The sequence below is a fragment of the Streptomyces sennicomposti genome (assembly GCF_019890635.1).
GTDB classification, from domain to species: Bacteria; Actinomycetota; Actinomycetes; order Streptomycetales; family Streptomycetaceae; genus Streptomyces; species Streptomyces sennicomposti.
In genome coordinates this window covers 83967-109665 of sequence record NZ_JAIOAB010000002.1, presented here as the reverse complement: position 1 = coordinate 109665, position 25699 = coordinate 83967, and the positions used below count along the sequence as shown (strand labels likewise).

Below are 25699 nucleotides of genomic sequence, written 5' to 3'. Positions count from 1 at the left end.
TCACGTGTCCCGGCCGGCTTCCCGGGCCACGCCCTCCAGTCGGCTGCGATGGCTCTCCCACCACGCCGCGTCGCCCGGCGCCATGCTGTCCTTGTCCTTGTTCATCCCGACGGTCCCGTCCATGAGTTCCCGGAGGATGTCGGCGTGTCCGGCGTGCCGGTGCGTGTCGGCGATGACGCGTACCACGGCATGATGCAGCGTCACCTCGTCCTTGCCGTCGGGCCACCAGGGCACCTTGCCGATGGTGTCCGGCGCCAGTGCGTCGATCGTCGCGTCCGCGTGCGCCCATGCCCGGCGGTAGAGCTCCACGACGTACGCGCGTGACTCGTCGGCGGTGGCCCACATGTCCGCGTTCGGCTCGGCGCCGTCCTCGAGCCAGGGCAGCGGCTCGCCGGACGGCCGTCCGAAGGTGTCACCGAGGTAGCCGAGTTCCACGCCGGCCACATGTTTGACCAGGCCCAGAAGGTTGGTGCCGGTCGGGGTCAGCGGGCGGCGGACGTCGTACTCGGAGAGCCCTTCGAGCTTCCACAGCAGGGCATCGCGGGCGGACTGGAGGTAGTGGTGGAGGTCGGCCTTGAGATCCGGTGCGGTCATGAGGCCAGTCTGCCGCTCGCGCGATCTTCGCTCACCGCCTTTTCCACCGCTCGCGGCGCACCGGATCGGCCGGCAAGGCCGCGAGCGCGCGGGCCGGCCCCGCCATGACCGGCCCCGCCGGCCTATCGAGTGAAGCGGCCGAGCGCGAAGGGGGTGAGGTCGAGGGTGGTGGCGCCGTCCGTGACCAGTTCGGCGAGCGCCTCACCGATCGCCGCGGAGTGCTTGAAGCCGTGGCCGGAGCAGGGGGAGGCGATCAGTACGCGCTCACGGCCCGGCAGGCGGTCGATGACGAACGCCTCGTCCGGTGTCACGGTGTACATGCACACCTGTGAGCGCGCGGCGCGGGCGGACACACCCGGCAGCCGGCCGCTGATCATGGCCCGGTGGAAGCCGGCCGCCTCGTCCGCGGTGACGGTCCGGTCCAGCACGTCCGGGTCGGCGGTGCGGTGGTCGAGTTGTCCGGTGGCCACCTTCACCGTCGCGCCGTCGACGGAGGGGAAGCCGTAGAAGTAGTCGTCCGCCCGGCTCACCCCGTTCCAGATGAACGTGGGGAAACGCTCGGGGGAGAAGTCCTGCCCGGCGCCCTCGACCGCGAACCAGTGCAGGACCTGGCGGTAGACGCCGAAGAGCCGGGCGAGGCGGGGATCGTCGAGCAGGCCCGCCAGCCAGCCTCCCGCACACAGCACGACCTGGTCGGCCGTGTAGGCGGCCGCGTCGGTCCGGACGGTGACGGCCGACGCCGAGGCCTCGACCGCCACGACCCGTTCCCCGCGGTGCAGTTGCGCGCCGTACCGCTGCGCCAGGTCCAGCTGGGCGCTGATCGCCGCCTCGGGACGGACGAAGCCGCCGCCGGGTTCCAGCAGGCCCACCCGGGTGTCCGCCACGCGGAACTGCGGGTACCGGTCCCGCAGCGCGGCGGCGTCCAGCAGCTCGTAGTCGATGCCGTGGGCGGCCGCCGCCCGCTCGTGGACGGCGAACACCTTTGGGCCGGCGGCCCGGTCGGCCAGGTTCAGCACACCGCACGCGGTGAGCACCGACGCACCGCTCTCCGCCTCGATGCGCCGCCACCAGTCGTGGGAGCGGACCGCCAGCGGGGCGTACTCGGTGCCCTCCAGCGTCAGCCGGCGGGTGATCCGTGTCTCGCCGTGGCTGGAACCGAAGGTGTGCGGCGGGCTGTGGCGGTCGATGCCGAGCACATCGACTCCGCGCCGCGCGAGTTGGTGCACCGCGGCACTGCCCATCGCCCCCAGACCGACCACGATCACGTCCATACCTGCTCCCGGGGGTCGGCGTCCTGCCTGGTGGCCAGCCTACACAGCGGGGCGGCGGTCCTCTCGTCCGTCCGCGGCGCCGCGGCTCATGGGTGAGGACCCACGGCGGTAAGGAGCACAGGAACGCACACAAAGGGACGACCTCGTCCCCACTTGCCGGCTGAACCTCAACAGTCACTCAAATCCCTTACCGGGCAAGCGATTCGGCCAACAGAATGCAGGTGTTCCTGACAACCTTTGATCCGGGGGATACACGTGAAGCGTGTCATGAGCGTTGCGCTCTCCACCGCTCTGCTGAGCGCCGGAGCGGTGGCGGTCTCCGCGGCGCCCGCCGCGGCCGGCGCCGCGTGCGACTCGTCGCCGATCTACTCGATCGGCGACAAGAAGACCGTCTGGCGTGCGACCAACGTGCACAGCGACTGGGCGAAGCCGGGCGTGACCATCAGCTACGCGAAGAACAAGACCGGCTCGTGGACGGCCACTGGCACCGCCACGGTCGGCACCGAGGCAGGCGCCATCTTCGCCAAGGCGTCGGCGTCGTTCAGCGTCTCCGTCGGCAAGACCTGGTCGAAGTCGGACACCTGGACGTACGCGGCCACGGTCCAGAAGAAGAAGGGCAAGAGCCGGGGCCGCCTGATGATGTACCACGAGGCCAAGGGCTTCAGCGTCACCAAGTACCGCATGGAGCCGAAGTTCGGCGGCGGCTGCAAGAAGGTGAAGCTCTGGAAGAAGTCCGGCAACATCGCCCCGGTCAAGCGGAACAACAACCTGTGGGGCATCCAGTACGCGTGACCGGCCGCGTCCGCCGTGACGGCCGGAGTGGCCGGGGTGCCCGGGGTGGCCGGCCACGACGCACGGCCAGCACCCGGCGTACTCCAGACGCACCCGTTTGACCTGCGGCTTTGTGGGCGCGAACCGGCTCTGACTTGCTAGGACGGGTTGCAGAGGCGATCGGAGGCAGTCAGAGGAGATCGCGCTGATTCGCTCCCGGATCGACCTGGGTCACTCAGAGGCAACCAGAGGCACCCCCGTCGGTTTCTCCCCCCTGAGCGACCCGGGAAGGCCGGAGCCGGGCAGGTCGACGACTCGGGCTCCTTCCCGGCCTCCCCGGACGGACCGCGATGGGCTGCCTGCCTCCGCCGGAGCCAGACACGAAAGCCTCCAGGACGGCCATCCTGGAGGCTCTTCGCCGCCACCGATCGGAGTGGGTTCCGGCCCCCTGGGACTGTTCGCCAGTGAGCGAGAGGGCGTGTCTGAGCACGGCCATCGCATCACCGCCGCCATCGCCTGCCACGTCGCGCGTCGTGGAAGAGTTCTTGATCAGCTCACGCGACTTCTCATACATCCGGACGACCAGGGCGGCAGCCATCCGCCGGGGGCTGAGTCGCGCGAGCAGCCCTACGAGGACTTCAGGGCTCTGCGGGCCCGTATCGACGATGCGGACCGGAGCATCCCCGCGGGCACGGGGGCGACCCGGCCTACGACAGCACCGAGGGGCCGCAGCACGGAGCATCCCCGCGGGCGCGGGGGCGACAATCCTGGCCGATTGGTTGCCCCAGGCAACAGAGGAGCATCCCCGCGGGCGCGGGGGCGACAGCACCGGCGGCGGCGGGAAGGTGAGGATGCGCGGAGCATCCCCGCGGGCGCGGGGGCGACGGGCGGGGTGTCCGGGGTGCGCTCGGCGGCGGCGGAGCATCCCCGCGGGCGCGGGGGCGACCCGGACCGAGACACCCTCACCGCGGGCTCGGGTGGAGCATCCCCGCGGGCGCGGGGGCGACGCTTGTTGGGCTGGGGTTTTATCGGGTGGGGTGGCTGTTTTCGTTTGGTTGTTTTTTGGGGCGGGCCGAGAGGATCAGGCCGTCGAAGTCGACCGGTTGCCAGCGGTCGCGGCCCGCGGTGCGGACGGCCCACCCCTGTTCGTTGGCCGCTGGTTCGATGAGGATGGCCTGGCCGTCGCCGATGCGGGTGGCCAGGAGTTCCCAGAGTCGGTCTCGGATGCGGCGGCTGGGGTTGCCGACGAACACGCCGGCGCTTGCCTCGACCATCCACCGGGTGAGGTGCCCGCGGAGACCCTCTGGGGCGGCGACGAGGATGATGACGGTCATGGTGTGGGGTCGGTGTCGTTGATGTCGGGGCCGATGACCGCGATGTGGCTGTCGGTCATTCCGTGAGCCGACAGGTCCGCGTGGCCGTAGTTGGTGCCGCCCGGGACGGTGCCGAGGTGTTCGTCCCACAGGTGGTTGGACTCGGAGTCGTCGAAGTCCGTGCCTTGTGGGGTCAGCAGGTTCTTGATGTCGGTGACGATGCGGTTGAGCAGTTTGTCGCGGGCGACGAGGTCGCGGAGGCCCAGTCGTGCGTCGCGTTCTTCGGTGAGACCTTGTGCGGCGAGGTCGAACGCGAGCGGGATGGTGTACTCGGCCTTGTACAGGTCGGCGATGTCGAGCACGAAGGACGTGGCCTTTCCGGTGTGGACGAAGCCGAGGCCCGGGCTGGCGCCGAGCCCGATGATGACGGCGTGGCAGATGCCGTAGAGGGCGGCGTTGGCGGCGGACAGGAGGCGGTTGAGGTCGTCGCCTGCGGCGAAGGCATCGCCGGCCTTGTAGACGCGGCCGTTCCAGGGGACGCCGGTGCGCTCCGCCTGGGCGCGGTAGAACTTGCGGACCCGGGTGCCTTCGCGACCGCGGAGTTGCTGCATGGTCAGCGCGGAGACGTCTTCGCCGGGGAAGCGCATGCCGTACATGGCGCGCGCGACGGTGAGGCGTTCCTTGGGCCGGGTGACGAGCCAGGCCTGGCGGTGCAGGAGGCCGGCGCCGCGGCTCGGGCCGAGGCCGGCTGCGTACATGCGTACGCCTTGCTCGCCGACCCAGCACACGGTGGTGCCTGAGTCGGCGAGCAGCCGGATGGCTCCGTGGGTCACGCGGGTGCCGGGACCGAGCAGCATGACGGCCACCATGGCCGCGGGGACGCGGACGGTCTGCTGTTTGTTGATGATGACGACGGCGTTCTCGTCGCGGTCCAGGTGGCTGCGCTCGACGTAGACACTGGAGACGCGGTCGACAACGCGGTGCAGGTCCTGAGGGTCGGCTTTCCACCAGATGTCGGGCACGGGTGGTCATGCCCTTTCGGGGAGCGGGGCAAGGGTGAGCAGTCCGCAGCCGTAGGCCTTGGTGGGGCCGATGCCGGCCAGGAGGCGTTCGGTGAGGAGAGCGGGGTCGGTGATGCGCAGGCGTCCTTCGAAGGTGACCGCGTGCATGACGACGTGGGTTTCCTTGGGGGTGAGGGGCCCTTTGCCGAAGGAGCGGCGTTGACGGGTGATGATGCGGATGTCCCGGGGCGGTTGGTTGTCGGTGTCGTGGGTTCCGTCCAGGGAGGGTGCGGTGGGGATGTCGAAGCCCCAGCGTGCGGTGCGGGTGAGGAACCAGTTGAGCTGGGCTGTGGCGGTGCGGTGGCCGAGGCGGAAGCTGCGCCGGTCGCCGGCTTCGATGCGCTCTTGCTGACGCGGGGTGAGTTTGTCGGGCCGGTTGGTGTTCTGGACGGGGTTAGCGGTCAGGCGGAAGGCGAAGCTGCGGCCGGTTGCCAGTTGCCGCAGGAGGGGGGCGTAGTCGCGTACGGCGTAGTGCTCACCGTCGGCGCCGGGCCATCCTGCCTGTTCCACGAGGTGGGTCCAGTCCGGTTTGCCGGTGGTGAGGACGAACAGGAGGGGGCGGTGGGGGTTGTCTGCGTCCAGGCGCCACAGGGTGCGTTCCTGTTCGGGCGGGCCGGGCAGGCCTCCTTGGACTGCGGCGTGCATGGCACGGGGACTGGCGAGGAGTTTGCGGCTCTCGGCGCGCAGGGGGTTGATGCGGATACGGGAGAGGTAGGGCATGTCGGTCACCAGCCCAGGAGGGCGAAGGGGTCGTGGCCGCCGGTGGTCGGAGGCTGCGCGGGATCGGGTGTGAGGCCGGTGGGGGCGCTGAGATAGGTGTGGCGGGTACGACGGGTGGTGAACGTACGGCTGGTGGGGGCGAAGGACAGGGGAACGTCGTCGCGGACTTCGTCGCCTGCCGGGTCGTCGAGGGTGGCGGGGAGGTCGATGCGGGCGGCGTTGCCGTTCTGGCGGCCCCACCGTGTGCGTACGGCGGGGGCTGCCTGCCAGGGCTCCGCGCGCAGCACGTCCTCGAGCGTGCCGGTGCGCTGTCCCAGGGCCAGGGGTTGTGCGGGCGCGCATGACCTGCGGCCGAGGGCGAGGGGAAAGGCGGGATGGCGTAGGGCGTGTTCGAGGGTGGTGATGAGTTCTCGGGGGCCTTCGACGGCTGCCAGGAAAACGGCGTCCTGGAGGTAGAAGCGCTGGGTGATGTGGGTGTGCTTGGCGGGGGACGTGGGTTTCTGCAGGCCTTTGGCGGACACGGCGGCGGACAGGAGTGGCTGGCCGCGGTAGTCGCTGACGGTGTGGTAGTCGCGCAGAATGCTGCCGGGCTGGTCGATGCGGATGCCGAGTCCCAGCGCGGCGAGGTCGTCCACGGCGGCGTGGCGCGAGCGGCCGGCGGCTGCGGCGAGCAGGCCCACGACTCCGGACTTGGTGGGTTCGGGCCGGGTCTCACGTCGGTTGAAGGTGCTGCGGTCGCCCCATGACTGCAGGGGGCCGGCGAGCCGCAGCAGGAGGACGGAGGTGTGGTCGGTGGACGTCACGCCTGTTCCCCCAGGGTGGCGCTGATGCGGGTGCGCAGGGTGGTGCGCAGATCGGCGAAGGTGACGGGTTCACCGAAGGCCTGGGTGAGGGTCTCGACGGTGTCCTTGGTGCGGGGCTCGCGGGTGGTGAAGGTGTGGCTGGCCGCTTGGTAGAGGGGGGTGTCGCCCCATACCTGCGTGGCGGTGATGTGCTCCTCGGCGAGGCGGCGCGCGGAGGCGGCCTGGATGCCGGCTTCCGCGGCGACGGGCTCTTCGAAGGCGGAGACGAGGTTGACGGGCTGGTCGGTGCGTACGACAACGGCGATGAGGCTGGGCCGGGTCCGGTGGGCGAAGGAGTTCTGGTAGCCGGTGGGGACGGACAGGGCGAAGCTGTCGACGAACCGGTCGACGGCGTCGAGCGCGGCTTCGGTATCACCGTCGAGGTTGGCGGTGAGCTGGGCGAACCCGATGGTGGCGAAGCGGTAGAGGGTGGCGGAGTTGAAGCCGATGGTGCCGATCATCCCGGCTCCGGTCTCGTCCTTCTCGTTCTGGTCGTCGACGGCGGTGAAGTAGTCGAACTCGAGCTGCGTCTCGTGGGTGGAGAGCGCGTGGGCGACCTGTACGGCGGCGTCGACGTTGAGTTTGGGGATGTCGGCGACCATGCGGCCGAACAGAGCGACGCCCACGGGGTGTCCGGTCTGGAATGTCTTCGCGACGGGCAGTTCCTTGACTGCTTCGGTGAGGGCCTTGTCGTCCAGGGTTGCGAGGTCGGCGGCGCGGTCGGTGACGAGGGCGGCCACGGCATCGAGCTGGGCGTTGCCGTAGAAGAGGAGGTAGGCGGTGTCGCCGGCTTTCTTTCCCTGGCTCAGGCCGAGCTGTGCGAGCAAGGCGTCAGCGATGGGGGCGGCAGCCTCGCGGTTCAGGTCGGTGTCGCGGCAGATGCGCGTGGTGAGTTCGTTGGTGATGCGCCTGGTGCGGGTGGCGCGGTCCTGCTCGGGGGCCTGGAGGTCGAAGTGTCGGCGGGTCGCTCGCTTCCACGCCTGGGAGGAGACGCGGGAGCGGCGGACTCCGCCGTAGATGGCCTCCTTGGGGTTTCCCTGGTCGTCCCGGTTGAGGTTCGCGGGCGGGACGGTCTGGACGATGTGTACGTCGATGTAGAGGCGCTGTGTCATCGGGTTGCTCCAGGTGGTGCGGGTGAGCGGGAGTCGGTCGGTCCGCGGTCGTCGCGGATGCGGGGGTGTCCGCGGTCGGGCGGACGTCAGATGGTGCGGGGTGGGTCAGCGGCCGGATCGCGGGGCCGTTGCCTGCTGGGTCCAGCCGTAGTAGTCCAGGCCCCAGCGGCGGCGTACGCGGGAGCGGGAGTCAGGCCGGTTCCAGTCGTGGAGGTCGGAGATCAGGCGGTTGTAGTCGAGGGGCTGCTTGATGTCCTTGAGCTGGGTGATCAGGCCGCGCAGACGCTGCTGCAGTGCGGTCGTCGATGTTGCGGAGAATGCCTGTTGGAAGCGGGAGTCGACGGCCTCGTCGCTGGTGCGGTCGTGGCGCCGGAGCGCGAGCATGGCGCGGCCGAGGCCGACTCCGTCGCGGTGCATGGGCCTGTCCTGGCTCTGCTGGTGCAGGCCGTAGAGGGCGAGCGCGATGTGCTCGGCCTCCTGCTCGGCGGACACCTCGCCGCGGCGGGCAGCGAAGTCGTCGATCGGGCAGGTGTAGAACGGGAACATCTCCAAGACGGTTCCGGCAGGACGGCTCAGGCCTCGGCGCAGTACCGCGAGGTCCTCCCCGGGCGGGCGCCGCGTGGCCGCGGAGCCGTTCTCACGGCGCCACGTGCCGTCCGCGGCGATGTAACGGTGCCAGATGCGCTGCTTGACGGGATCTTCTTCGGTCATGGCCGTGTCCAGACGTGATGAGGAACGCTGTGACGCACGGGGCGTGCGAGAAGGTGCTGCGGGGGGCGGGGCACAGCCGGATGGCCGGGCCCGGGCGGGGCGGACGGGAGCTGTGTCCCCGGAGGCTGCCGCGTTGTCTACTGGTCGTCGGGGCCTGGGTGGTCCCGCCGGGCGGCGGCGGCCCGGTGAAGGATCTCCGCACGGCGCCGGAGGAAGGACGCCTCGGCCGACGAGACGCGGTACGTCCGCTCGGGCTTCCCCTCCCCCTGGGTGATGCTCCTGCCCATGAACGCTCCGACGGGTACGGCCTGCAGGAGACGGTCGGCGATCTCCCAGGTGCGACGCCACGCCAGCTGCTCCCAGGCGAGCTGTCCGGCCTCGATCCGTTCCAGGTCCTCCACTCCGCGCATTCCGGCCAGCAGGCGCCGCACCAGTGGGTCGAGAGCATGCAGGACGAGTTCGCCGGGCCGCTGTCCCTTGTCCCAGGGAATCGGTTCGCTACCGAGAGCACGCCGTAGATCCGCCGAGAGGTGGTTGACCGCCATCGCCAACTGCTCTGCCTGCTCGGCCACTTCGAGGAGAGCGGACCGGACGTCGCTGTCCGTCTCCAGTGCGGTCGGTGGGAGAGGCAGCGCGTCGAACATCACGTCCTCGATGACGGCCGACTGGTTGCCGTACGCGATGCCGGAGAGTTCCACGCGCAGCGGATAGGCCTCGCCGAGGTCGGGCGCCAGGGCGCCCACCTGGTCCAGGAGCTTGCTCGTGGCGAACCCGCTGGTCTTCTCCCCGGCCTCACGGGCCACCCGCTCGGGGGCGAGGAGCGCATCCAGCCCACGCCAGGCCGCCTTTCCCGGTTGCAGGCGCAGGGGGCGGCGCGGCGGCACGGTGCCGCCCTTGCGGCTGCCCGTGTTCCGGCCGCCGGTCGGCTCCAGGCGCCACATGGTGTGCGGCTCGGTCTCGGGCGTGTACGGCATACGGTCTCCCGCGGCGACCAGGACGCGCGTCACCCGCACGCCTTCTGGGGTGGCTTCCGGGAAGAGCCGGATACGGCGGGACTGCCAGGTCCACAGCTCCAGAAGCCCTTCGGGCAACCGTTGTTCCCACTGGGGCGTGCCGGCCGACCGCGGGTCCGCGGGCTCACACCTCCGCCACTGCGGCCGGTCGGTCGATGTCGGCGGAGCCCCGACCGGGATGTTCAGCAGCAGCGTCTCGAACAACGTCGTACCGACCAGCAGGGTGACGCCCATCTGCCCGAGCGGCCCGGTCAGGTTCCCGACCGTCTTGCCCGCCTTCGCCCTCGGGTCTCCCACGGCGCCCGTCTTGATCGCCGCGGTGTCCCAGCAGTGCGTGTGCAGCAGCCAGTGCGCCGCCTGCGCCGGAGTCAGAGAGAAGGCGTCGCCCTCCGTACGCGAGGCGAACAGCGGCACGTTGTTGCCGGTGGCAGCGGTCGCGACGATCAGCCCGGCGTTCTTCGTCTCGCCCTTCGCGGTACGCAGACCGGCAACCTGCCCGAAGGGCTGCACCGGGTCGAAAAGGTCGAACAGCCCTTGGTGCGCGTCCAGATACTCCTCGAGCCGTGCACGCTGTTCCTCCGTCCACCGCCCCGCGGAGAACCAGGTCGCCCATTCCCGCTCGTCGGCCGGACGGCCCAGGGCGTCGAGGACCACTGGCAGCAGGATCTGCCGCAACACGGCGGGCCTCTGGGTGGGGACTTCCACCACCAAGTCACCGAAGGCGTGCGCCTCCAGCAACGCCGTGCGCAGCGAACGCTCCCGCGCGGGGCCTCCTGTGGCGGCCGGTAAGCGCAGCCAGGGCTCGTCCGTCAGGGAAAAGCCGTGCTCCATCAGTTCCCCCTCATGGAAGCTTCTATGTTTTGACGCTAGCAGCCGGCGTCAGCCACGCGCGCGCCTTCTCCACAATCAGGTGCAAGAATCTGGCCGTTGACCCCGGCCAGCCACGGGTACGCCATGGCCGGACGGCGGGGATGATCCCCTTCTCTGTTTGCACAGCGGATCGGGAACCACTTCGACCCCGCGCCACGCGGGGCGACGAGCCGTCGGGCACCAGCCCGGCGGCTCACCCCACCTTGCACCCGGTGACAGCCGCCAGAGCCGGCCACTGCCCCTCTAGACCTGCCGGAACCCGAACTCGTCGTCGTAAGACACCGTGATGTCGCCCAGCCGGGCCCTGCCCGTGGTGTCCAGGACCAGAGCACGGCTCCTCCGCAACCACGGGTGCCCGTGCCATCCGGGCAACGGCTTCAACTCCGCCACCGACTCGGTGAACTTCGACGGCAACCGCACTACCGAACCCAGCACCTCATCCAGCACGTCCGGTGCCACATCGCCGTTCACACTCAGCGTGCGCCCTGCCAGTGTCCGGAAGACCGCGTCATCCTGGTCACGGACCACCAGAACGACCTCAGCGGATTCGTCGCCGTCACGGACCGCCGCCTGCAAAGAGCTCTCGTCACTGCCCGCGGTCGACCCTCCGTAGTGCAGACCCGCCAGCGTCCGCCGCTCGTGCTCTCCGTGCGGGGTCAGCAGGAACTGCCGGGCGTTCTCGGCACGGGTCCGGTCCTGCGTCTCCTGCTCCTCACGGGCTGCCTCACCGGCCTCCTGCCACGCCTCGGGCAGCAGCGACGCATCGGCTCCGTACACCTCCTCCACCAGACCGGGTACATCCCCCGGAACCGACCACGTCTCCCCCGCGCCGGGCAGCACAGCAGCGGTCCGCAGCAGCAGATGACGGCCGTAGATCTTCTCGCCGGCGAACGCGAACGCCGGCTCGCGTCCCTCACGTGGCTCGAACCCGGTCACGAACACCCGCGGGACGCGCAGCCTGTCCGGGCGCCATGTGTCTTCGTGCCGATGCAGCCGCCCCACACGCTGCAGCAGAAGATCCACCGGGGCCAGGTCCGTGACCAGCAGGTCGACATCGACATCGAAGGACTGCTCGGCAAGCTGGGTCGCCACCAGGATCAATCGGCCGCTCCGAGAGCGCGGCGTCCTCGGGCCCAGCAGGCGCAGGCACTCCTCCGTCAGATCGGCACGCCGCGTCGCCGTGAAACGGGCATGCAACAGCCGCACCTCGTCGTCCCCGAACCGCCCACGCAACTCCTCGAAGAGACTCTGCGCCCGGGCAACGGAGTTACGGATGACGAGAGCGGTCCCGCCGTCGGCGAGTTCACTGACCAGCAGCTCCCCCACCCTCGCATCCGCCTCGCCCTGCAACCGCTGCCGCTCCTCGCGTGAGCAGCGCGCGCCGGGCACCGCCTCCGGCACCACCGACACCTCCACACCGAGGTCCGTGCGCCAGCTTCCCGTCGCCGCCGCATCGAACTGCGGCTCCCCAAAAGCCGACAGCCAGGCCGCCGTGACACGCGGATATCCCAGCGGTGCTGGCACCTCGACCCACAGCTCCTCACGCGAGGCCGCACCCGCCAGATAAGCCTCGACCAAGGCCTGACGCTGAACGGGAGCGAGCGTCGCCGACAAGACGATCACCGGTACTCCGGCCTGTCCCAGCCAGCGCAGCGCCTCCCGCAGGAACTGGCTCATGTACACGTCGCACGCGTGCACTTCGTCGAGAACCACGACCTTGCCGGCCAGGCCCGCCATCCGCAGCATCACATGCCGCGTGCGGGTAGCCGCATAGAGCAGCTGATCGACCGTACCGACGACGAACGGCGCCAGCAGCCCACGCTTCGCCCCCAGAAACCACTCGGCGGGCGCCTGCCGCTCCAGCGTCCCGCGCGCCTCGGGCTCGATGCCGTACGGGTCGTCCTCCAACCCGAACTCGTCCACCCCGCAGAACGCTTCGTCCGCATGCTCCCCCGCATCCTCCAGCAGGGCCTTCCACTCACGGTTGAAGGCCCTCTTGCCGTGCAGCAGTACCACCCGGGAGGCAAGCTGCTCTCCGATCCCCTCCACCCACTGGCGGGTGCGGGTGAACATGGGATCGCTGGTCGCCTGGGTCGGCATCCCCATGAACACACCGTCCGCACCGAACCGTGCCGCGAGAATCTCCGCCCCAGCCTGAGCGGCCTCCGTCTTGCCCTCACCCATCGGCGCTTCGAGTACCACGATCCCCGGACCACCCATCCGACGGACCACTTCGACCACCATCGCCTGCGAAGGCCGCGGCGCATACCCGAACCGATCCTGGAACGCCTCCGGTCCGGGCGTCTCCAAGGCTCCCCAGCCTCCCTGCAGTCCCAGGGCCTTCCACGCCGACACCGCGCGCTCGCGAGAAGCATCCAGGCTCACGAGTCGCAGATCGTCGACACCCTTGAAGAAACGCTCGTCACTCGCGATCCAGTCCGCCATGACCACCAGGCCGCTGAGCTGCAACTGCAGTGCCCTGGACGGGACGGCCGCAGGTTGCACCTCATCGACCGTCTCGAACCCGACCTCGCGGGTGAACACCTCAAGGACCGCGTGCTGCACCTGACGCCAGGCGCCTCTCCCACGCAACTGCCCCTTCGCCGGCCGAGGTTCCTGGACGTCTTTGAGCGACGGAAAGGCCCCATGATGACCGGCGACCAGCGGCCACACCCAGTCCAACTGTTCCGCAGCCCACCCGGCCTCGGCCAGCAGCTCTCGCGCCATCAGCCCACCGGCCCAGTCATGACGCCACCGCTTCTGCTTCTTCACCCCTGCCGCGGCAGCCGCCTCAACCCACGTCAGCCCCGCCCGACGCACGGCCTCCGCGCCTTCCGGCCACAGACGCTGATGCACCGGCGTCGCCTTGCCGCAGTCGTGCACCCCGCACAACCAGACGAACAACCGCCGTCCCCGCCCCGCCCCACCCGCGACCGTGTCAAGCGCCGACCGCGTCGAACGCGCGAGAAAGCCGTCCCACAGCAACTCCGCGACCGCTGCCGTGTCCAAGAGATGCGCCAGAAGAAGATGGGTACTGCCTCCAGCCCGCTCCCGCGACTTCCCCCACAACGTCTCCAACGCCCGCACGACCAACGGCTCGTACCGAGCGCTCAGTTCCCGAACGTCCACCCCGCCCCCACTCGCTCAACCACAACTGAGCACCGGAGCATAGAGGCCACCACTGACAACAGTCCTTCACCTGCAAAAACACTCCTCTCTTCACGCCCAGAGGAGCTTCGCGGCCCCGAAATACGCGACGCCAGCAACCCACAGCCCCGACCCAGGTCGGAACTGACTCGATCTGCGATCCACACCGCCTCCTCCAGGAGCAGAACATCCCCGTGGGCGCGGGGTCGACTCCGCGAATGGCAAGCGGCCGGAGGGCCGGACCGGAGCATCCCCGCGGGCGCGGGGTCCGCACTGACGTGGACGGCGAGGGCGACGTCGGAGGAGCATCCCCGCGGGCGCGGGGGCGACTTCTCCTCGAACACGTGCCGCTGGGCGCGGTACGGAGCATCCCCGCGGGCGCGGGGTCGACCGCACGGTGCGGCCCTCGGTCGTGGCCTGGATCGGAGCATCCCCGCGGGCGCGGGGTCGACTCCTTGACCTTGGTGGCGATCTCTCCGAGCTGCGGAGCATCCCCGCGGGCGCGAGGTCGACGTCCGCGATGACCGAGTCCTCGAACCCGTCCTCGGAGCATCCCCGCGGGCGCGGGGTCGACGCCATCCCGGCGTGGTACCAGCCTGTCGTGGACGGAGCATCCCCGCGGGCGCGGGGTCGACACCGGGCCGCCGAGGCGTGCATTCGTCAGCGGCGGAGCATCCCCGCGGGCGTGGGGTCGACACCGGGCCGTCGATGCCGGTGTCGGCGAGCATCGGAGCATCCCCGCGGGCGCGGGGTCGACGTCATCCACTCGGCATCGAATCCGGTAGCGGCCGGAGCATCCCCGCGGGCGCGGGGTCGACTGCACGGCGGCCCCCGCTACCACCGGTTTCCACGGAGCATCCCCGCGGGCGCGGGGTCGACGCCATGGACCCGGCGACATCCTCGAAGCTGATCGGAGCATCCCCGCGGGCGCGGGGTCGACATCGCGTTCATGACGCGCACGCTGTCGGTGGCCGGAGCATCCCCGCGGGCGCGGGGTCGACATCTGTTGCCACGTGAAATGCGTGCCGTACTTCGGAGCATCCCCGCGGGCGCGGGGTCGACGACTCGGCGGCGAGTTCCTCGCGCAGCTCCTTCGGAGCATCCCCGCGGGCGCGGGGGCGACCGGTCGTGAGTCCGCAGGAAGTCGCCCATGGTCGGAGCATCCCCGCGGGCGCGGGGGCGACCACCTTCAGACCGTCGGACCCGCGATAACCCGCGGAGCATCCCCGCGGGCGCGGGGGCGACGGTCTTCGACTCGACGGGGCCACCACGGAGGCCGGAGCATCCCCGCGGGCGCGGGGGCGACGCTTGTTGAGCTGGGACTTTACCCGACGGTGTGGGTGATTTCATTTAGTGCTGCAACGTACAGCCCGGCTCGTCCTCTCGACACCCCCTTCGGCTCAGGCCGGAGAGGGTGTCCTCGTTGCCGTTCCACTCCGGCCGGAGGGGGTGGGCAGATCATCCTGCAGGTCTGGCGCGGGGTCAGGCGCCGGGGCCTGGGGCCGGGTGCGCAGGCCGTCGAGGATGAGTTCCAGGATGCGGTCGGCGCGGGCCTCGGCGCCCTCGCCCGGTGGAATCCGCCACAGGACGCTGAGCTGGAGGAGCACGTCCTCGGGGTCGGTGCCCGGTTTCAGTTCCCCGGTCGCGACGCCGGCGTCGAGCAGGGCGGCGATGGCGCCCAGGAACGGCTGGTAGTTCTTGTCGTCGAGTCCGCCGTTGGTCGCCGCGTGGATGACCTCCGATACGCCGTGCTTGAGTTTCCCGTAGCGGGCCACCTCCTCGAACCAGCGGCGGAGCGCGTCGAGCGGGGGCAGGTCGGCCGCGAGGGAGTGGGCGAGGTCGATGACCTTCTGGATCTCGTGGTGGTAGAGCTCCACGATCAGTTCCTCGCGGGTGGCGAAGTGCCGGTACAACGTCCCCACGCCGACCCCGGCCTGCTTGGCGACGGCCGTCATGGAGACCCCCGAGGACGCGGCGAAGGCGTCCGCGGCGACGGCGAGGATGCGGGCCCGGTTGTTCACCGCGTCGCTGCGCGGGGCTCGGGCGGATGACGGCGGCATGGCGGCTCCGATCCGATCGTCCGATTGCTAAACGGAAGGGCTTCCGTTACGTTCGAAGGGCAAGGCGGAAGCCCTTCCGTTTCATCTTGTCACACCCCGTGGAGGACAGCCATGCCGGAAACGGTCCTGGTCACCGGAGGCAGCGGCTACATCGCCGGATGGTGCGTCGTGGAGCTCCTGCGGCGCGGGTACCGCGTGCGGACCACCGTGCGCGGCCACAGCAAGGAGCAGGTGGCGCGCGAGACCGTCGCCGCCGGGGCCGACGCCGGCGACCGGCTGGAGTTCGCGGTCGCCGACCTCACCTCGGACGACGGCTGGGACGCGGCGGTCGAGGGCGTCGACCACGTCCTGCACGTCGCTTCCCCGCTCGGCGGAGCCGTCGCCGACGACTCGGACGCCATGATCGCCCCCGCGCGCGACGGCGCGCTGCGGGTCCTGCGCGCCGCGACCGCCGCCGGAGTGCGGCGTGTGGTGATGACGTCCGCGGCGAACGCCGCCAGCCCCTCCTCCTACGCCGAGGAGGGCGTCACCGACGAGACTTTGTGGACCGACCCCGACGATCCCACCCTGATCCCCTACCGCCGCTCCAAGACCCTCGCCGAGCGCGCCGCCTGGGACTTCATGGTCTCCTGCGACGGCCCCACCGAGCTGACCACGATCCTGCCCGGCGCCGTCCTCGGACCGATCCTGACGACCGGCACCATCGGCTCGGTCGGCATGGTCCAGCGGATGCTCACCGGCGCCCTGCGCGGCGTGCCCCGTATCGGCCTGGAGATCGTCGACGTCCGCGACCTCGCCGACGTCCACATCCGCGCCATGACCTCCCCCGCCGCGGCGGGTGAACGCTTCCTGGCTACCGGTGAGTTCACCTGGATGCTGGACATGGCCCGCGCCCTGCGCGAGGAACTGGGCCCGGACGCCGACCGGGTCTCCACCCGTCGGATCCCCGACGTCGCCGTCCGCCTCGCCGCCCGCTTCCGCGACCCGTCCCTGCGCGACATCACTCCCGCCCTCGGGCGCCGCAACCGCCACACCACCGCCAAGGCCGACCGCCTCCTGGACTGGCGCCCCCGTCCCGCCCGCGAGACCGTCCTCGACTGCGCCCGCAGCCTCCTGGCACACGGCGCCGTCCCGCACCCCACCCGCTCGGCGACAGGCTGAACGCCGCCCGGGACGGCCCGAGCCGTACGCGGACACCCATGCCGTCCGCGTACGCCCACTCCAGCGCGTGCGGCGCCGACGGCGACGCCACGGTGACCGCCCGCTGGTCTGCGACCGGCACACATCTCAGTCGTGACTCTGCTCAGTCGTAATTCCGCGCGGTGATCATCTGGAGCATGGCCTGGGCTGTGTCGTTCTCGGAGTCGATCCCGTGGACCTCGGCGCCATCGAAGGTGACGGACTCGGCACCGCGGGCCAACAAGGCCCGCTCGTACTCGACAAGCGCGGCCTCGGTGTCGCCGGGATGCGCAGCGAGCACTGTGCCGGTCACAGCCGGGTGGCCGGCCAGACGGTCACGGCCGCGGCGACGGCGAGCCCCGCGTTGAGCGCGATGCGGCGGTCCTCGCCCCGCAGATGGACGGCGATCGCGCCCGCCTGCAGGAGGACGAAGCCGACCGCCGCGGCCGGCGCCAGTGAGGGAGCGATGCCGGTCAGCGGCGGCAGGATCAGGCCGGTCGCGCCGAGTGTCTCCACCGCCCCCAGCGCCCTGAGGGCGGGCAGGGGCATGTGGTCGACCCAGGCCATCATCGGCCGGAGTCGATCGCGGCTGCGGATCATCTTCAGCGTGCCCGCGTAGAGGTAGAAGAGCGCGAGCGGTCCCGCGACGCTCCAGTAGGCGATGTTCATGGGTTCCGTTCAGGGGAGGTCGGTGGCGGGCTCGGTCGCGTAGCGGCTCATCGCGTCGATGCCGGCCTGCGGTGTGGGCGTCCGGCCGTCGGCGAGCATCTCCTGGAGGTCCCGGAAGTACTGCACGTACAGGTCGGGGGTGAAGGTGCTGAGCATGACGGCGGGTCGGTCGGTCAGGTTGGCGAAGGTGTGCGGGGCGCCGGGCGGAACCATCACGAGTGTGCCCGCGGCGGCGTCGTGGTCCTCGTCCCCGACGGTGAACCGCACGGTGCCGGAGAGGATGTAGAAGCCCTCGTCGTGCCGGGCGTGGCGGTGTTGCGGCGGTCCCTGGGTGTGCGGGGCGAGGATGGATTCGGCGATCGCGAGGCGGTGCCCGGTGTGGCTGCCGTCCTCCAGGATCCGCATGCGCGTGGTGCCCAGCACGATCGTCTCGCCGTCGCCGGCGCCCACCACCGATACGGCGGGGCGGGTGTGCGGCTCGCTGGTCTTCGCTTCGTCGGTCATGCTCACGAGTGCACCGCCGAACACCTGCCGGTGTCCAAGACCTGTCCTACGCCGTCGATACCTCGTGGGTATCGTTGCAGCGTGGAGCTACGGACCTTGCGCTACTTCGTGACGGTCGCCGAGGAACTGCATTTCGGTCGGGCCGCCACCCGACTGCATATGAGCCAGCCGCCGTTGAGCCGGGCGATCAAGCAGTTGGAGGCCGATCTCGGGGCGCCGCTGTTCACCCGCTCCCCCACGGGCGTCAGGCTCACTCCGGCGGGCTCGGTGCTGCTCGACGAAGCGAGGGCCCTGCTCGACCGTGCCGACCGCGTCCGGCGGCGCGTGAGCGCGGCGGCCGGCGTCACGGCCGTCACCATCGGCATCCTGGGCGACAGCACCGACCCGGCGGTGGCCCGGCTGGCCGCCGCCTTCCGCCGAAATCGCCCCGGCGTCGACATCCACATCCGCGACACCGATCTGACCGACCCGACCTGCGGGCTGCGCGCCGGGCTGGTCGACGTCGCGCTGACCCGGGCGCCGTTCGACGAGACGGCCCTGAGCGTGCGTGCGCTGCGCGCCGATCCGGTCGGTGTGGTGCTGCGCGCCGACGATCCGCTGGGCCGCCGGGACGGGCTGCGGCTGGCGGAGCTGAGCGACCGCCGCTGGTTCCGGTTCCCGCCGGGCACCGACCCCCTCTGGCAGTCGTACTGGAACGGCGGGAGGCCGCGCGAGGGGCCGGTGGTGCGCGCCGTCCAGGAGTGCCTGCAGTCCGTGCTGTGGAACGGCACGGTGGGCCTGGCTCCGCTGGGGCACGATCTGCCGGCGGAGCTGGTCGTGGTGCCGCTGACCGACATGCCGCCGAGCCGTGTGGTGGCGGTGTGGAACGAGGGTGACGCCAACCCGTTGGTCCGGTCCTTCGTCGACATCGCGACCACCGCCTACCGTCGCTGACCACCGGCGACCGGTGCCGCTGACCGGCAGCCGGTGGAGAAGGTCCTCCGCGGCGTCCTTCCCCGTGCTGCTGGAGGCCGACCACCTGCCTGCCGACCGACGGGCGGCCACCGCCTGTTGAACCCGTCCCATCGCCGAGATCGGTCACAGGCCCGGCCCCTTAGGGTCGGTGGCATGACGACGTCTCCTGCCGGCAGTGCCTTCGACTCGCTCCGCCTCGACTCCGTGTCCGACCGGGAGGCGCTGCGCCGGGTCTACGAACTCCCCAAGGACACGGCGCTGCGCAAGCAGATGACCGAACTCACCGATCAGACCCGGCAGTTGATCGCCTGCTCCTCGCTGGTCCTGGTCGCCAGCGCGGACGCGGAGGGCAACTGCGACGTCTCCCCGCGCGGCGGCCCCGCCGGGTTCGTCTCCGTCCTGGACGCGCGGACGCTGGCGATACCGGACGCGACCGGCAACAAGCGTCTGGACACCCTGCAGAACGTCATCGCCACCGGACGGGCCGGGTTGCTGTTCGTCGTGCCGGGGCGCACCACGACGCTCCGGGTGAACGGCCGGGCCTGTGTCTCCACCCGCCCGGAGCTGCTGTCGCAGCTGACCGCCGTGGGCAAGCCGCCGGCCAGTGCGCTGGTGCTGGGGATCGAGGAGGTCTACCCGCACTGCCCCAAGTCGCTTCTGCGCGGCGGGGCGTGGCAGCCGGAGCAGTGGCTGCCGGCGGACGCCCAGCCGACCTCGGCCGAGGTGACGCTGGCGCAACTGCGGATGCCGGAGCTGACGATCGCCGACATCGAGCAGGCGGAGGCGGACTCGCTGAAGTACCGGTACGAGTGACGGCCGGGGGCCTCCGGGGGCGGGTGAGGGTCAGGCGGCGAAGCCGATGTTGGTGACGTACTCGTACTGGCCCCACTGCGAGCCGAGGTCGATGATCTGGTCCGTCCACGCGTCGTCCAGGGCCTGGTCGTCGCCGGCGGCCCAGGCGTCGACGATGGCCTCCCAGCGGCGGACGTTGAGGGTGCGGAACTCCACGAACCGCTGGTGGGGAGGGCGGACGCCGGACTGGTCGAGCGGGTGGATCTCGACGCGGGTGCCGCGGCCCCTGCGGTTGAGGCGGGCCAGGAGGTAGCGGGCGATGTTGTGGCGGCGGACCGTGCGGTAGGCGGTGTCGATCCGGACGAGGTTGTGCGGGGTGGGGTTGCGGGCGCCGGCCAGCCACGCCCTGAGGGTGCGGTCGGTGACGGTCAGACCCGCCTCCCGGGCGGCGGCGCGGGCGTGGGGGGTGCGGGTGAGGTAGTGCAGGCGGGCCATGAGGCCGCGCCGGGTGGTGACGGGAGAGGCGATGAAGTCGGCGAGGGCGTCGAGCTGGCGGGCGACGGCCTCGTGCCCCTTGACGCCCTGGGCGCCGAACTTGCCGAACTCGATGGTGTGCTGCGGCACGTGAGGTCTCCCCGTCCTGTCAGTTCTCGTCGGCGTCGCCGGCGGCGGCCGGGGTCTCGGGAGCGGCGCCGACGGAGTAGACGTCCTTGACCTTCACTTCCGCGACCCCGCGGCCCTCGGGGAAGACACGCCGCCAGTCGCCGACGACGTGGAGTTCGTCGGTGCCCATCACACGGACGACCGCCAGACCGGAGTCGTGCGCCTTGAGCGCTTTGACCCAGAGGTTGGCGAAGGCCTGCGAGCGGATCAGGTGCATCCAGTCGGGACGGTACAACTCCCGGTTGTAGTTCGACTCCCCCATCGTGGAGACGAACTTGGAGTACATCGCCTTCACATACTCCAGTGTCACCTCGTCGCCGTCGGCGAGGGCCCGGTCCCGGGCGTCCTTGAGGACGACACGGAACTTCTCCAGCAGGTTCTCCGTGGCGCCCGAGGTGAACGACTCGTGGATCTCGGGAGGTTCGCACAGCGCGTACTTCGGGCCGGACAGGCGCAGCAGCAGCCGCAGGGTGGGTTCGGTGACCCAGAGCGGGCCGGGTTCGTCGCGGTTGCCGATCGGGTTGGGCAGATACGCGCCGTGCTCCCACTCGGGCGGGGTGATCAGGTGGACGCCGGCGCGGCGGCGGTCGTGCACGTCGCCCACGGTGTGCTCGAGCTGCCCGAGCGGCAGGTGTGTCTTGAGCGCGCTGAGGTAGGCGCCGTTGATGTCCAGGGCGGTCACCTCGTGCCGGCCCTCGGGCAGTTCCGGGCGGGTCCACTTGGGGCGCGCCTCCCAGATCTGGTCGGCGCCGCGGGCGGACTGCTTGCGCAGGACGTCGGGGATCCAGGGGTGCGCGACGACGGCGTAGCGGCCGCCCTTGCGGCAGTCGTCGAGCAGGGCCATCGCGTCCGGGATGGCCCGCTTGAGGAGGGCCGCAGTCGCCGCCTCCACGTCGCCCTCATGACGTGTGAGCGCCTCGGCGACGGCCGCTGCGACGGGGTCCGGCGACGCCTCGACAACGGGCACGGTCCGCCGACGCCGGGCGCCCGCTCCGGTTCGGACCCCGGCCCCGGCTTGGACTCCGGGTGCGGGCTGGGGGCCGGGCGCGGGCTGGGCGGGGGGTGCGGCTCGGGTGCCGGGCGCGGGGTGGGCGGGGGCCGTCGTCCGGCTCGACGGCAGTTCGGCGGGGACGGTGGGGACAGGGGGCTCGGCGGGGGGGGCGTTCGGGGCGGTGCACTGGGCGGCATCGAGGTGCTGGGGGAAACCGGCGACCTGGTGGCGCGCAGGCCGCCCGCACAGGACACAGGGCTCGGGCACGGCCAGGGCCGCGACGTCGTCCCCGTCGCCCCCCGTGGCCGGGCTCGGGGTCGAGTCCGGGCTCAGGGTCGGGCTCGGGGTCGAGTCCGGGGTCGGGTCCGTGGGCTGGGGCGTCGTGCTCTGGGCCCCTGCGGGCCCGGGCGCGGCGGCCTCCCCTGCCGCCGCCGAGTCAGGCGAGGCAAGCGGCGCAGATGAGACGGGCGAGGCAGGCGAGGTAGGCGAGGCGAACCTTGCGGCCAGGCCGTCCAGGAGGTAGGCGTACTTCGCCCTCAGCTCCCCGGAGGGGTCCCGGCCCGTCTCCCACCCCGTGACCGTGGACGGACTCACCCCGAGGGTCCGGGCCACCTGGGCCTTCGACAGGCCGGCCCGCTCCCGCAGGTCGCGGCGCGCCTCCGCCTCGGGCAGCGCGGGCTGAGGAGTGAGGGAGGCGAGCAGCGAGTCGATCGCGTCGAAGTCGCTCATCGGTCCACGGCTCTCAGACGTAGGTGACGGGGTTGCGGGACAGGTGCGGGTTCGGGGTGGGACGGCCCACCCGCGCATCCCCGCGCAACAGCTCGCCCTCCAGAGCGTAGCGGTCGCCGTGCTTGGAGATCCCGGTGATCCTCGCGACCGCGAGCACCGTGCCGTCCACGTTGATGATCTGCACCTCGTCCTGGGACAGGGCCCGGTCGGCGTTGAACTTCCAGATGCCGCGACCCGCCTGCCAGGCCTCGTCCTCGGACATCCCGGGACGCCATCCGACCGTGGCGCGGCCCAGCCCGTCACCGGCGTCGGCGGGCCGCTCGGCTCCCAGCCGGATCTGCAGCACTCCTGCCCGCCCTTTCTCGGAGAACCTTTTGACTTGCCGGAAAGTTACCGGCCGGACGGATAACTTTGCAACAAGTTGAAGAGTACGGTACGCCGCGCGCAGGGCGGAGTGGACACCGGCCGGCCAGCGGAACCCCCGTACACAGCGCCGGCCGCCGACGGCTTGCCACGGCGGGGAGGCCCGCACCGGCCCCCGCGCCTGCGGCGTGCTCACGTCGGCGATACTTCATGGCTGTGACGAGCGAAAACACCTCGGCGGTCAGAACGCCGCAGCCTCCGGCCGGACGCCAGATCCAGTCCTGGCAGGAGGCCGAGCACAACGCCGCGGCCTGGATGCGGCACTGGGGGTACGAGGATGCCCAGGCCCGGCCCGGCGGCAGCGACGGCGGCGTCGACGTGCGCTCGCGCCGGGCGCTCGGGCAGGTCAAGTACCAGGCAGCCGCGGTGGGACGGCCCGAGCTGCAGCGCCTGTTCGGCGCTCGCGGCCGGGCCATGGACAAGGACCTGCTCTTCTTCACCGGCAGCGGCTACGCCGCCACCGCGGTCGAGTACGCCGCCGAGAACGGCATCGCGCTGTTCGTCTACGGCCTGGACGGCTCGATGACCGCGGTCAACGCCCTCGCCCGCCGCATCGCCGCGGCGGCGGCCCCGCCGCCTCCCGCGACACCGGCCCCGCCGCATCCCGCCGCACCGGCGCAGGTGCCCGCCTCCGCGCTCGTCGTCGCCCCCGTGCGGAAGAGCCGGCCCGGCAAGGGGCGGATCGTGCTGGGTGTCGTCCTGACCGCCGTGGCGTTGTTCATTCCCGGCGGCGACAGTTTCGATCCCCGCCCGAACCGGGTCCTGGTGACGCTGCTGATGCTCGTCGTCCCCGCGATCCTGATCGTCTCGGGCATCCGGGAGACGTCCCGCCGCCGCTACTGGCCGACCGGCCTGGGCCTGCTCCTCGTGGACCTGCCGGTGGCCTGGCTCACCAACGCGCGCCTGTGGCACGGAGACACCACCGAAATCCTGGTGCCCGCGACGCTCACCGCACTGTCCCTCACCGCCGCCACCCTGCTGATCCGCCGGAACACCCGCCGCACGGCCGCCCCCTCGGGCGAGCCGACACCCTAGCGTCCGGCTCCGTACCGGCCGGTGCGTCCGGCTCCGTACCGGCCGGTGGTGCCGCGAACGCCCTTGGGCCCGGCCGAAGTCGGCGGTGGCAGGGCTCACTTCTTCAGCATTCCCGTGTTGCCCAGACCGCCGTACATATTGACCTTGTCGCCGTAGTGGTACTCACTGCGGTTGAACTGGACGCTCTGCACCGGCAGATGGAGTTCCTTCTCCGGATTCTCGACTGCCTCCACGATGGCGCCGACGAGCCCTCGAAGCTCCTCCCGGTCCGGCAGGGTGACCAGCGCGCTCGCGGCGCCGGACGTGTCGATGGCCAGCGCGTACTTGCTCGGTGACGTCAGCACCTTGACGAACCATGCGAACAGGACGACCACCGCGACGAGGCTGACGCCGCGCACCTCCGGCTGCGCGTGCGCCACCGAGAGCGCGAGGGCGCTCCCGATCAGGAAGTAGCAGAACGCCTGCACGCGTTTGGGTCTGAACTCGGCGGTGTAGACCCGCACGATGTTGTGCAGTGGGTAGGCGGCATCGCCCAGCCACAGCAGCCGCTTGCTCACCCGCAGATCGACGGTCTTGCCGCCCGGCGGCGCCGGCGGCATCGACGGCGATCCCCAGGTCCCCTTCGTCTCCACAAGTCCCCCGTACGCCGTGTGACCCATGACGGTGTGGAGACCATTAGGCATCTCCGACTCCCTTTTGGAAAGGGGAAGTCGGCACAAAATCGAGCCCGACGGGATGGCGCCGAACACCGGGAACATCCGCTCCCCGGACCGCGACCGGTGCGAGCGCCTCCGCTGCCCTCGAATTCCCGCGACGGCTTCCCCGAGAGGCCACTTGTGCAGGGAAATCGCAACTTCGACAGGGTCCGCGGAGGCGGCTATCGTCATGCCGGCATTCGGCGACGCCCGCAGTCTCGGAGGGTTTCGAGACCGTCGGGGAATCCCCCACCAGGCCCCTCTCAGCCAAGGAGAGACGCATGCCCCGCCTCGCTCTGTACACCTTCGGCGCCCTCAAGGCGCCTCTCGCCGATCCCGCCCCTCTGGTACGGGAGTTCCACGACAGCTCTGGGGGCGTCTACGAGCAGATCGGCCGGCATCCGGGATACGTCGCTCACGCCGAACCGGCGGACGGGGAACGCGGCACGCACTTCGAACTGGACTGGAGGGAATGGGGCGAGTTCGCCGTACCGGCCTGGTACGACAAGGGCCGCACCGCGGAGACGATCGCCCTGGCGGCGACCCTCTCGGTCTGGACCGACCTGCGACCCGCCTTCGACGCCGTCTACACCGGTCTGCACCGCGTGGCGCTCAACAGGCGGCACGACTGGTTCGAGCGGACGGGCCACCCGAGTCACGTGTGCTGGTGGATCGCCGACGGCGTGATACCCACCTGGCAGGACGGGGTTTCCAGACTGGAGCACCTCCACGCGTCCGGCCCGGCGCCGTACGCCTTCACCTTCCCCCACTCGTTCGCCCCGGACGGAACACCGGCGAGCGCGAAGGCCTCCGGTTGACGCTCCACCAGGGGCGGGCGCCAGCCGACTCCGTGCGCGCTCGTTCGGGCGGGCTGCTGACCGGCGCGTACTTCAGTGTTCTGGCCGACGTGCGGCAGAGGCCGACGGTGTCCGGTCCTGTCCGAGCGTCCCTTCGTCGCGAGTCGTCACTTCCCGCCGATGCCCTTCTCGGCGATACGGAAGATCTTGTGGCTGTCGCGGGCCATGTCGACCACCAGCTCGGTCGTGCTGGACCTGCTCCAGGTGAGGGTGATCACGGCCTCGGTGTGACCGACGGCGCCGTTGTCGGTGACCTTCCAGGCGAGCGGGACGTTCTGGGCGCGCAGGACGCCGTTGGCGTGGTTCTTCTCCTCCCAGGCGTTCAGTTCCTTCTGGAAGGCTGCGGTGAGGTAGTGGCCGCGCAGGGCCGCTCCGAGGCCGCCGCTGTCCTCGTCGGTCACCGCGTCGATGTAGGCGCCGTAGAAGTCGGCGATGCGGGTGATGTCGTCGGACGGCTTGCCGCTGACGCTGCGCGGGGTTCCGGCGGAGGCCTGGACGGTGGCGCCGAGGCCGAGGGCGACGGCGAGGACGCCGGCGGCGAGGGCGGTGCGGGTCTTGCTGCTCATGTCTGTTCCCCGTTTCGAGTGATCCGTGGTCGGATGGTCATGTGATCGGGTGGTCAGGTGGCTGGGTGGTCATGCGGTCAGGTGGTCAGGTGGCTGGGTGGTGTGGCCCGGTGGTCATATGGCTGGGTGGTGTGGCCCGGTGGTCGTGTGGCCGGGG

Annotated in this window: 25 protein-coding genes and 2 CRISPR repeat arrays; of the genes, 6 read left to right on the top strand and 19 right to left on the bottom strand. The window is 71.0% G+C overall.

From position 1 onward, the window contains the following. Complete coding sequence (locus K7787_RS01495; RefSeq protein ID WP_223000197.1) at positions 1-594, bottom strand: DinB family protein; 594 nt, start codon at positions 592-594, stop codon at positions 1-3. A gap of 122 nt (positions 595-716) precedes the next feature. Continuing rightward, entirely contained in the window at positions 717-1865 is a 1149-nt protein-coding gene (gene solA, locus K7787_RS01490) for an N-methyl-L-tryptophan oxidase (protein WP_223000196.1), read from the bottom strand. 267 nt (positions 1866-2132) lie between these two features. On the opposite strand from solA, the gene K7787_RS01485 reads away from it, so the two are divergent. After that, positions 2133-2657 carry a hypothetical protein gene (locus K7787_RS01485; protein ID WP_247720431.1) on the top strand — a complete coding sequence of 175 codons (525 nt, stop codon included), beginning with the start codon at positions 2133-2135 and terminating at the stop codon, positions 2655-2657. A gap of 653 nt (positions 2658-3310) precedes the next feature. Continuing rightward, positions 3311-3643: direct repeats of the CRISPR family, unit length 28 nt; unit sequence GGAGCATCCCCGCGGGCGCGGGGGCGAC. A gap of 18 nt (positions 3644-3661) precedes the next feature. Here the strand turns inward: K7787_RS01485 and cas2e are convergent. From cas2e to K7787_RS01440, 9 genes are all read right to left on the bottom strand, one after another. Further along, positions 3662-3970, bottom strand: a complete 309-nt coding sequence (cas2e, locus tag K7787_RS01480; RefSeq protein ID WP_019981104.1) for a type I-E CRISPR-associated endoribonuclease Cas2e — start codon at positions 3968-3970, stop codon at positions 3662-3664. Next, positions 3967-4971 carry a type I-E CRISPR-associated endonuclease Cas1e gene (gene cas1e / locus K7787_RS01475; protein WP_223000194.1) on the bottom strand — a complete coding sequence of 335 codons (1005 nt, stop codon included), beginning with the start codon at positions 4969-4971 and terminating at the stop codon, positions 3967-3969. Before cas1e ends, cas2e begins: the two co-directional genes overlap by 4 nt. Before the next feature lie 6 nt (positions 4972-4977). Then, positions 4978-5730, bottom strand: coding sequence for a type I-E CRISPR-associated protein Cas6/Cse3/CasE (gene cas6e, locus K7787_RS01470; protein WP_197073970.1), 753 nt, complete (start codon positions 5728-5730; stop codon positions 4978-4980). 5 nt (positions 5731-5735) lie between these two features. Continuing rightward, positions 5736-6533 (bottom strand): type I-E CRISPR-associated protein Cas5/CasD, encoded by a 798-nt coding sequence (gene cas5e / locus K7787_RS01465; protein WP_223000193.1) that lies wholly within the window; start codon positions 6531-6533, stop codon positions 5736-5738. Continuing rightward, complete coding sequence (gene cas7e / locus K7787_RS01460; RefSeq protein ID WP_223000192.1) at positions 6530-7684, bottom strand: type I-E CRISPR-associated protein Cas7/Cse4/CasC; 1155 nt, start codon at positions 7682-7684, stop codon at positions 6530-6532. The genes cas5e and cas7e overlap by 4 nt, the downstream gene beginning before the upstream one ends. A gap of 105 nt (positions 7685-7789) precedes the next feature. Beyond that, the gene (casB, locus tag K7787_RS01455) at positions 7790-8395 is read right to left on the bottom strand and encodes a type I-E CRISPR-associated protein Cse2/CasB (RefSeq protein ID WP_043262374.1); all 606 of its coding nucleotides are present in this window, start codon (positions 8393-8395) and stop codon (positions 7790-7792) included. 137 nt (positions 8396-8532) lie between these two features. Next, positions 8533-10239, bottom strand: coding sequence for a type I-E CRISPR-associated protein Cse1/CasA (gene casA, locus K7787_RS01450; protein WP_223000191.1), 1707 nt, complete (start codon positions 10237-10239; stop codon positions 8533-8535). Between the two features lie 282 nt (positions 10240-10521). Beyond that, positions 10522-13365 carry a CRISPR-associated helicase Cas3' gene (gene cas3, locus K7787_RS01445; protein WP_308036276.1) on the bottom strand — a complete coding sequence of 948 codons (2844 nt, stop codon included), beginning with the start codon at positions 13363-13365 and terminating at the stop codon, positions 10522-10524. 242 nt (positions 13366-13607) lie between these two features. Continuing rightward, positions 13608-14731: a CRISPR direct-repeat array (repeat unit 29 nt; unit sequence CGGAGCATCCCCGCGGGCGCGGGGTCGAC). 94 nt (positions 14732-14825) lie between these two features. Next, positions 14826-15485 (bottom strand): TetR/AcrR family transcriptional regulator, encoded by a 660-nt coding sequence (locus K7787_RS01440; protein WP_247720430.1) that lies wholly within the window; start codon positions 15483-15485, stop codon positions 14826-14828. Between the two features lie 111 nt (positions 15486-15596). Here K7787_RS01440 and K7787_RS01435 point away from each other — a divergent pair, with 111 nt between their 5' ends. Continuing rightward, on the top strand, positions 15597-16646 hold the full coding sequence (locus K7787_RS01435; protein ID WP_223000189.1) for an NAD-dependent epimerase/dehydratase family protein: 1050 nt from the start codon (positions 15597-15599) through the stop codon (positions 16644-16646). A 142-nt stretch (positions 16647-16788) separates the two neighbouring features. On the opposite strand, the gene K7787_RS01430 is transcribed toward K7787_RS01435, so the two are convergent. The 3 genes from K7787_RS01430 to K7787_RS01420 are packed head-to-tail and all read right to left on the bottom strand — an operon-like array spanning position 16789 to position 17837. After that, complete coding sequence (locus K7787_RS01430; protein WP_223000188.1) at positions 16789-16977, bottom strand: hypothetical protein; 189 nt, start codon at positions 16975-16977, stop codon at positions 16789-16791. After that, on the bottom strand, positions 16974-17333 hold the full coding sequence (locus K7787_RS01425) for a DoxX family protein (RefSeq protein ID WP_223000187.1): 360 nt from the start codon (positions 17331-17333) through the stop codon (positions 16974-16976). Before K7787_RS01425 ends, K7787_RS01430 begins: the two co-directional genes overlap by 4 nt. A gap of 9 nt (positions 17334-17342) precedes the next feature. Beyond that, positions 17343-17837, bottom strand: coding sequence for a cupin domain-containing protein (locus K7787_RS01420; protein ID WP_223000186.1), 495 nt, complete (start codon positions 17835-17837; stop codon positions 17343-17345). 81 nt (positions 17838-17918) lie between these two features. Between K7787_RS01420 and K7787_RS01415 the strand changes: the two genes are divergently transcribed. Together K7787_RS01415 and K7787_RS01410 are read left to right on the top strand one after the other, a co-directional pair. Next, positions 17919-18770 (top strand): LysR family transcriptional regulator, encoded by an 852-nt coding sequence (locus tag K7787_RS01415; RefSeq protein WP_308036270.1) that lies wholly within the window; start codon positions 17919-17921, stop codon positions 18768-18770. A 174-nt stretch (positions 18771-18944) separates the two neighbouring features. Next, complete coding sequence (locus tag K7787_RS01410) at positions 18945-19604, top strand: MSMEG_1061 family FMN-dependent PPOX-type flavoprotein (RefSeq protein WP_223000185.1); 660 nt, start codon at positions 18945-18947, stop codon at positions 19602-19604. A gap of 30 nt (positions 19605-19634) precedes the next feature. Here the strand turns inward: K7787_RS01410 and K7787_RS01405 are convergent, their stop codons facing one another. The 3 genes from K7787_RS01405 to K7787_RS01395 are packed head-to-tail and all read right to left on the bottom strand — an operon-like array spanning position 19635 to position 22312. Next, on the bottom strand, positions 19635-20207 hold the full coding sequence (locus K7787_RS01405; RefSeq protein ID WP_009192853.1) for a hypothetical protein: 573 nt from the start codon (positions 20205-20207) through the stop codon (positions 19635-19637). A 19-nt stretch (positions 20208-20226) separates the two neighbouring features. Beyond that, positions 20227-21966, bottom strand: coding sequence for a helix-turn-helix transcriptional regulator (locus K7787_RS01400; protein WP_223000184.1), 1740 nt, complete (start codon positions 21964-21966; stop codon positions 20227-20229). Between the two features lie 13 nt (positions 21967-21979). After that, on the bottom strand, positions 21980-22312 hold the full coding sequence (locus K7787_RS01395; protein ID WP_019981121.1) for a hypothetical protein: 333 nt from the start codon (positions 22310-22312) through the stop codon (positions 21980-21982). A 227-nt stretch (positions 22313-22539) separates the two neighbouring features. Here K7787_RS01395 and K7787_RS01390 point away from each other — a divergent pair, with 227 nt between their 5' ends. Beyond that, on the top strand, positions 22540-23424 hold the full coding sequence (locus K7787_RS01390) for a restriction endonuclease (protein WP_223000183.1): 885 nt from the start codon (positions 22540-22542) through the stop codon (positions 23422-23424). Between the two features lie 95 nt (positions 23425-23519). On the opposite strand, the gene K7787_RS01385 is transcribed toward K7787_RS01390, so the two are convergent. Beyond that, entirely contained in the window at positions 23520-24107 is a 588-nt protein-coding gene (locus K7787_RS01385) for a DUF6232 family protein (protein ID WP_223000182.1), read from the bottom strand. A 293-nt stretch (positions 24108-24400) separates the two neighbouring features. On the opposite strand from K7787_RS01385, the gene K7787_RS01380 reads away from it, so the two are divergent. Continuing rightward, positions 24401-24937 carry a DUF3291 domain-containing protein gene (locus K7787_RS01380; protein ID WP_223000181.1) on the top strand — a complete coding sequence of 179 codons (537 nt, stop codon included), beginning with the start codon at positions 24401-24403 and terminating at the stop codon, positions 24935-24937. Between the two features lie 146 nt (positions 24938-25083). Here the strand turns inward: K7787_RS01380 and K7787_RS01375 are convergent, their stop codons facing one another. Then, positions 25084-25542: a hypothetical protein gene (locus tag K7787_RS01375; RefSeq protein ID WP_223000180.1), complete on the bottom strand. Its 459-nt coding sequence runs from the start codon at positions 25540-25542 to the stop codon at positions 25084-25086. Positions 25543-25699 lie beyond the last annotated feature (157 nt).

Excerpts from the sequence above, each read along its gene's own strand:
- K7787_RS01375 (WP_223000180.1), bottom strand. The coding sequence starts at position 25,542 with ATGAGCAGCAAGACCCGCACCGCCCTCGCCGCCGGCGTCCTCGCCGTC.
- K7787_RS01420 (WP_223000186.1), bottom strand. The coding sequence starts at position 17,837 with ATGACCGACGAAGCGAAGACCAGCGAGCCGCACACCCGCCCCGCCGTA.
- cas6e (WP_197073970.1), bottom strand. The coding sequence starts at position 5,730 with ATGCCCTACCTCTCCCGTATCCGCATCAACCCCCTGCGCGCCGAGAGC.
- cas2e (WP_019981104.1), bottom strand. The coding sequence starts at position 3,970 with ATGACCGTCATCATCCTCGTCGCCGCCCCAGAGGGTCTCCGCGGGCAC.
- K7787_RS01385 (WP_223000182.1), bottom strand. The coding sequence starts at position 24,107 with ATGCCTAATGGTCTCCACACCGTCATGGGTCACACGGCGTACGGGGGA.
- K7787_RS01495 (WP_223000197.1), bottom strand. The coding sequence starts at position 594 with ATGACCGCACCGGATCTCAAGGCCGACCTCCACCACTACCTCCAGTCC.
- solA (WP_223000196.1), bottom strand. The coding sequence starts at position 1,865 with ATGGACGTGATCGTGGTCGGTCTGGGGGCGATGGGCAGTGCCGCGGTG.
- K7787_RS01380 (WP_223000181.1), top strand. The coding sequence starts at position 24,401 with ATGCCCCGCCTCGCTCTGTACACCTTCGGCGCCCTCAAGGCGCCTCTC.
- K7787_RS01410 (WP_223000185.1), top strand. The coding sequence starts at position 18,945 with ATGACGACGTCTCCTGCCGGCAGTGCCTTCGACTCGCTCCGCCTCGAC.
- cas7e (WP_223000192.1), bottom strand. The coding sequence starts at position 7,684 with ATGACACAGCGCCTCTACATCGACGTACACATCGTCCAGACCGTCCCG.
- casB (WP_043262374.1), bottom strand. The coding sequence starts at position 8,395 with ATGACCGAAGAAGATCCCGTCAAGCAGCGCATCTGGCACCGTTACATC.
- K7787_RS01400 (WP_223000184.1), bottom strand. The coding sequence starts at position 21,966 with ATGAGCGACTTCGACGCGATCGACTCGCTGCTCGCCTCCCTCACTCCT.
- K7787_RS01435 (WP_223000189.1), top strand. The coding sequence starts at position 15,597 with ATGCCGGAAACGGTCCTGGTCACCGGAGGCAGCGGCTACATCGCCGGA.
- K7787_RS01485 (WP_247720431.1), top strand. The coding sequence starts at position 2,133 with ATGAGCGTTGCGCTCTCCACCGCTCTGCTGAGCGCCGGAGCGGTGGCG.
- K7787_RS01390 (WP_223000183.1), top strand. The coding sequence starts at position 22,540 with ATGGCTGTGACGAGCGAAAACACCTCGGCGGTCAGAACGCCGCAGCCT.
- casA (WP_223000191.1), bottom strand. The coding sequence starts at position 10,239 with ATGGAGCACGGCTTTTCCCTGACGGACGAGCCCTGGCTGCGCTTACCG.
- K7787_RS01440 (WP_247720430.1), bottom strand. The coding sequence starts at position 15,485 with ATGCCGCCGTCATCCGCCCGAGCCCCGCGCAGCGACGCGGTGAACAAC.
- K7787_RS01425 (WP_223000187.1), bottom strand. The coding sequence starts at position 17,333 with ATGAACATCGCCTACTGGAGCGTCGCGGGACCGCTCGCGCTCTTCTAC.